Annotated in this window: 4 protein-coding genes and 1 pseudogene; 4 read left to right on the top strand and 1 reads right to left on the bottom strand. The window is 50.6% G+C overall.

Annotated features, from left to right (window positions below):
- Positions 1–1,356: DUF2079 domain-containing protein (locus ACUVQO_RS22145; RefSeq protein WP_445927988.1), on the bottom strand; the 1,356-nt coding region annotated here is incomplete at its 3' end.
- 167 nt (positions 1,357–1,523) lie between these two features.
- On the opposite strand from ACUVQO_RS22145, the gene ggt reads away from it, so the two are divergent.
- The 4 genes and pseudogenes from ggt to ACUVQO_RS22125 all read left to right on the top strand — a co-directional run.
- On the top strand, positions 1,524–3,293 hold the full coding sequence (gene ggt / locus ACUVQO_RS22140) for a gamma-glutamyltransferase (RefSeq protein ID WP_445927987.1): 1,770 nt from the start codon (positions 1,524–1,526) through the stop codon (positions 3,291–3,293).
- Between the two features lie 1,006 nt (positions 3,294–4,299).
- Entirely contained in the window at positions 4,300–4,524 is a 225-nt protein-coding gene (locus ACUVQO_RS22135) for a hypothetical protein (RefSeq protein ID WP_445927986.1), read from the top strand.
- 349 nt (positions 4,525–4,873) lie between these two features.
- The gene (locus ACUVQO_RS22130; RefSeq protein ID WP_445927985.1) at positions 4,874–5,518 is read left to right on the top strand and encodes a B12-binding domain-containing radical SAM protein; all 645 of its coding nucleotides are present in this window, start codon (positions 4,874–4,876) and stop codon (positions 5,516–5,518) included.
- Between the two features lie 15 nt (positions 5,519–5,533).
- Positions 5,534–5,801: pseudogene (locus ACUVQO_RS22125) on the top strand (hypothetical protein); the annotation flags it as partial.

Genomic DNA, 5,801 nt, shown 5'->3' with positions numbered 1-5,801 from the left:
ATCACGGCTGGCTTGCTGGATTAACTGGTTGACCACTTGAGAGTTACTGATTTTACCGGGATAACGGGCATTCAATAGGAGATAGGTGTAATTGTTCAGAGGTAGGGTTGCGGAAGTACCGATCGCGTGAATCAGGGATCGATGAGAAAGATGGGGCACCAGAGCGGCAGGAGCCAGAACTGGATCTGAAGTGGTGATTTGGGCGATCGCAGTACGACTGGCTGACCAGGTATCCAGCGTACCGAGATAACGACTGCCAAACAGAGGCACCTGAGCCAGAGCTACAAATGCCGTTAAGGCCCACAGCAGAATGGATCGGGGGTTGTGAATCCAGGAGCGTTGGTCGGCTAGGGAGGCGATCACCATCACGAGGAGAAATGGCAGAATCGGCAGGGAATATTGGTGGATCAAATTCTTCTGAACAGCACTGTCAGAAATCAGATTCAAGGCCAATTGCGGCAAGGCGGCTACCAGAGTTGAGAGGTAGGCCAGAGACAAGCCCCAACCCAGGGGCGCGAACAACAGCAGCAAGTATTCCAGATTCGCCAAAGTTAGCAATCGCTTGAGTACCAGATCAGGTCGCAGGATCAGACTGATGATAATTTCGGGAACCGATCGGCCAAATTCAGCATAGTAGGACAGTCCCAGAATTCCAGCAGGTTGGAAGTGGGGCAGGATAATTCGAGTGGCGATAATGAACCAGACCAGACCAGACCAGAAGGCGATCACGCCACACACCCGCCGCTTTTCAAATACCCACAACCACAGGCCCATTGCGGCAATCGTGAGCGATAAGGCATCTCGACATCCCAGAGCAATCCAGATACAGAGCGTAAACCAACCAATTTGATCAGCTCGTGCGGCCCAAATTGCGGTCAATACCAGGGGCAGGGCGATCACTTCAGGATGAAAATCAAACAGGTTCAGGTTGAAAATCAGGGGGTAGAGCAGGTAAGCTGCCGCGATCGCATTCGCTACTCCTTGCTTCAAGCCTGCCTGTCGTGCCAGATGCCAGGTGGGGATGGCTCCGACTGAGAGCGCGATCGCCTGCACGGCAAATAACCAGTACACACTGGGGTAGATCCGATACAGCAACGACAGGGGATAGAAAATCCAGGCTGCATGGTCGCCCAAAATATGCACATTGACGATCGTTGAAATCGGTGGCAACCCTTGACTAAGGAGATATAGAGGTTGATCAAAAATTCCTAGATCCCAGGCATTCGACTGAAACAGCAGATGACGTACACTGCTGCACACAAACAAAATTATCGTGCTGACAACCACCATCCAAAGTAAGGGTCTGGATCCGGCGATTGTTTTACCTTGCGCCTCCTGCTCCACGCCTTGCGCCATTATTCAACCAAACTCCTGTCGCTACATTTGAATTGTTATGCCGCGACTACCCTATCACAGGTGATCACGCAGTACGAACCCGTAACTCCAGGGATACGCAAAAGACTTAAGCCAACTCCCTGGGAGCATCTAGACTTTCTGATTCCCTAAGTCCTTTCAGGTGTAGGGTGAAAAGGATTGTCCTGATTTTTAATATGCGCGATCGGCAAATGGAATCCCTCGTCCGGCTATGTTGCTTCTCCGTTACACTGGTTTGCTCAACCCTTCTTTTACCCTTTGCTTCACCAGCCCAAGACTCACCTGCTCTAAACCAGGGCAAACGGGGAATGGTGGTGTCGGCTCACCCGTTGGCCAGTGCGACTGGCCTACAAATGCTTAAAGCAGGGGGCAATGCTGTGGATGCTGCTGTGGCCACCGCCTTTGCCATTTCAGTGACCGAGCCTTACTCGGCGGGAATTGGGGGAGGGGGATTTCTGCTGTTGCGATCGGGCCAGACGGGAACCATCCGAGCACTGGATTTTCGCGAACGGGCACCCCTGGCCGCCACCCGGAATATGTATCTGGATGCACAGGGCAGGGTACGGCCTAATTTGAGTACGGATGGGTATCTGGCTGTGGGGGTGCCGGGTACGGTAGCCGGATTGTATGAAGTGCATCGTCAGTACGGGAAGTTGCCCTGGAAAATGGTGGTGCAACCAGCGATCGTGCTGGCCGATCGGGGCTTCGTCGTCAGTTCCCGAATGGCTGCCGCGATCGCCCGTCAACAGACGCTGCAACAAAATCCAGCGGCTCGGCGGATTTTTACTCGAAATGGCAATCCTTTGCAGATCGGGGAAAGGTTGATTCAGCAGGACTTAGCCAAAACCTTGCGAGCGATCGCTCAGAATCCACAAAGTTTTTATCAGGGATGGATTGCTCAAGCAATCGCACAGGATATGCAGACCAATGGTGGCTTAATCACCTTGCAGGACTTGCAACGATACCGTCCCATCTGGCGGGAACCGGTGTGCGGTATGTTTTGCATGGCCCGCGTGTGTTCCATGCCGCCTCCCTCTTCAGGGGGTGTGCATCTATTACAAATGCTGAACATGATAGGGGATACGGATTTAAAGGGTTGGGGTTGGCACAGTCCCGATGTTTTACATCTGCTAATCGAAACGATGCGAATTGCCTACGCCGATCGGGCCAGATACCTGGGAGATCCAGACTTCGTCAAGGTTCCAGTGGCTGCTCTGATCAGTCCCGCCTATGGACAGCAACGTCGCCAGGAAATTGATCTGCAGCAGGCCCGTCCTTCCAGTCAGGTTCAGGCGGCGGATCCAGCTTTAATACAACGACTGAATCACTCCAAGGAATCGGGCGATACCAGTCATCTGAGTGTGGTGGACAAGCTGGGGAATGCCGTTAGCCTCACCTTTACCGTAAATCTCTCCTTTGGGGCGGGAATTGTCACGCCTGGAACGGGAATTGTGTTGAATAACGAAATGGATGATTTTGCAGCGGCTCCGGATGTGCCCAATACCTTTGGCTTAGTGGGTGGAGATGCCAATGCGATCGCCCCTGGTAAAACGCCTCTGTCCAGCATGACCCCCACAATCGTCACAGAAAAAGGTCAACTGCGACTGGTCACAGGTTCTCCGGGTGGCAGCACAATTATCACAACTGTTTTGCAAATCGTCTTAAATGTGCTGGTGTACGGTATGGATGCGCAACGGGCAGTAGCGTCTTCTCGACTGCATCATCAATGGTTGCCGGATCAGGTGATAGTCGAAACGTTTGGTTTTGATCCGTTGACCCTGGCAGAGTTGCAGCGACGAGGGCAGCGAATTCAACAGCGATCGGGGTGGGGCAATGCCAATGCGATCGTCCGAACGCCGGAGGGGATCCTGGAAGGAGCAGCAGATCCGCGCGGCGAAGGGGTAGCCTATGGCTTTTAATCGACTACCTTGAGCAATCCCCGATGCAGTCTATCAAAGACTCGATCGATCAATACTTCCTCCTGTGGGGTGAGCCTCCTGCACAGGAGTAACAAATGCTGATCTTCGTGGGTGATCTAGCGAGAACTCAGAATCCGGTTTACCACTTGTTCCAGGAACATAACAGGAAAACGATGGGTAGACATAGATGACGGGGGAACTCGACTTCTTTAGTATCCGGTGATTGCCCAGTCTGATTGGTGATGCTGAGGGCGGCTTGCCTATGATGTTCAGGGGCGATCGCCGTGATTTCTATCACACATTACAAAATCTTTATTCTGAAACAGCAGAAAGCCGAGGAACTGAGCTCTCAACTCTTCTCGTCCCGTTTCTATCAATCTTCATCAGTTTCTTGCTATTCCTCCCCACTCCCTTACTAAGAATTTACTAAGGTCAACGGGGAAACCCATTAGCTTAGAGTGAGAAGGTGCATTTCCTCCAGAAGAAAGAGGTGTTTACCTGTACAGTGATGCAGCTAGACGAATCGCCTTTCTTTCTGGCCTGCTTCAAACTGCTCCTACCCTCAGCCCTCTAGCTTCAGAGGTCAGGAGAATTCTTTTTTAAAGACCAGGGTGTTGTTTTAATTCATTCACGATCTGTGGACTGACACAATTCAGAATCATGATCGCCATTGATTCTTAGCCATTAGCTGTAATGACATAACAGGTGATTCCCATTTGATCGGTGCGTTACGCTGGCGCTAGCAGCACCCTACGGGAACTCATGACTCATGACGGTTTTATCCAGAGTTGATTTCCACGGATCTACTGAGGGCGGCTATTTAAACCTTATCCAAGTCCAGAACCGTTGTTTCTTTTATACGAAAACGACCGTTCTCTAGCTGGACTTGGTTTAATTTCGTAATTTTTAGAGACTGATAGGAAACTGGTCTCTTTTGAGGTGTGTTGCAGGAGCAACAGGCTGATAGAGAGGGCAGTTTCAGGATTGGGGACAGCAGTTTTTAAGTTTGATTACTACTAAGGATACCGTAGCAATGATACCGACGAGTTATCTCGTAAAAGAAGCGTGGAATCTGTTGGACAAGGCGGTGGTTTATTACCGGGGACGGGCTGTAGAGGAAAGTCTGATCGCAGAACAGGAACGGCAGCAACGACAACGGACGGAACAAGAAGTGCCAGCTTTAAAGGCAACACTGCGAGAGTTAGGTATTGATCCCGATCGCCTGAAGTAAGTTGTTTCAGCCCACTCTGGGGATTTGTCCTTCTACTTTTTTAAGGAATAGTCTGTTCCATAGCTCCTATAGAGAATTTTGAAGGCTTTTTCTATCCTGGTGTCCCTCTGGCCGTTGTATACTCACCGCAATAGATTTTTTAACTTTTGCATAAAGGAACATCTCACTGGCATACCGCCTTGTCTCAGGTGTGCAGGTGAATCTCTCAACCCAAGTTGCGATCGCCCATCTGCGTATCGCTCCAGTTCAATCAATGGGCACCCCAGGGGCCATTGGGAACGCACCCCAGCCGAGGCCAGTTCATTGAACAGAATTGACAAAAGAAGCCAATAAAACCGGAGGGTTAATCATGAAAGCTTCATTGCTCTGGCCCATCATGCCGAACTCGTTTTGGTCGTACCAAGAAACGTTGGATATGGCAGGGATTCGCTCTACCAATCCGCCTTTGGGTTTGATTACCGTGGCCGCAATGTTACCGACCGATTGGGAAATTCGCTTTGTCGATCGCAATGTTCGCTGTGAAACCGATGAGGATTGGAATTGGTGCGACTTAGTCCTAATCTCAGCCATGATTATCCAGCGTCAGGATTTCCGAGAACTGATTCAAAAAGGAGTTGCACTAGGCAAAAAGGTGGCCGTTGGCGGGCCTTTCCCTACTTCCGTTCCTGAATTTGCCCTGGAATCCGGTGCCCATTACCTGATCCTGGACGAAGGAGAACATACCATTCCTATGTTTCTGGAAGCTTTGGAGCGGGGTGATGAAACGGGCATCTTCCGATCGGCTGAAAAACCGGATGTTACCCAAACCCCAATTCCTCGCTTCGACTTACTGGATCTGGATGCTTACCTGGCGATCACCGTCCAATTCTCACGGGGCTGTCCGTTCCAGTGTGAGTTCTGCGACATTATCAATCTGTACGGTCGCAAACCCCGCACAAAAACTCCAGAGCAGATGCTGAAAGAATTTGATCGGCTGTATGAAATGGGGTGGTGACGTTACATTTTTGTCGTGGACGATAACTTTATTGGCAACAAGCGCAATGCCAAAGTCTTTTTGCGAGAACTAATTCCCTGGATGGAACAGCACAAATATCCCTTCAAGTTGATCACGGAAGCTTCACTCAACCTGGCCGAAGATGATGAACTGATTGAACTGATGGTGAAAGCGGAGTTTGTGTTGGTTTTCATGGGTATTGAAACCCCTGATGTAGACAGTCTGGTGGGCAGTGACATCCTCCCGACACCAATGCTACGCATACGGTGCGGGCTTCCCAAGA

This window comes from Leptodesmis sp. (genome assembly GCF_052746595.1).
This window is presented reverse-complemented; position numbering and strand designations above follow the sequence as displayed.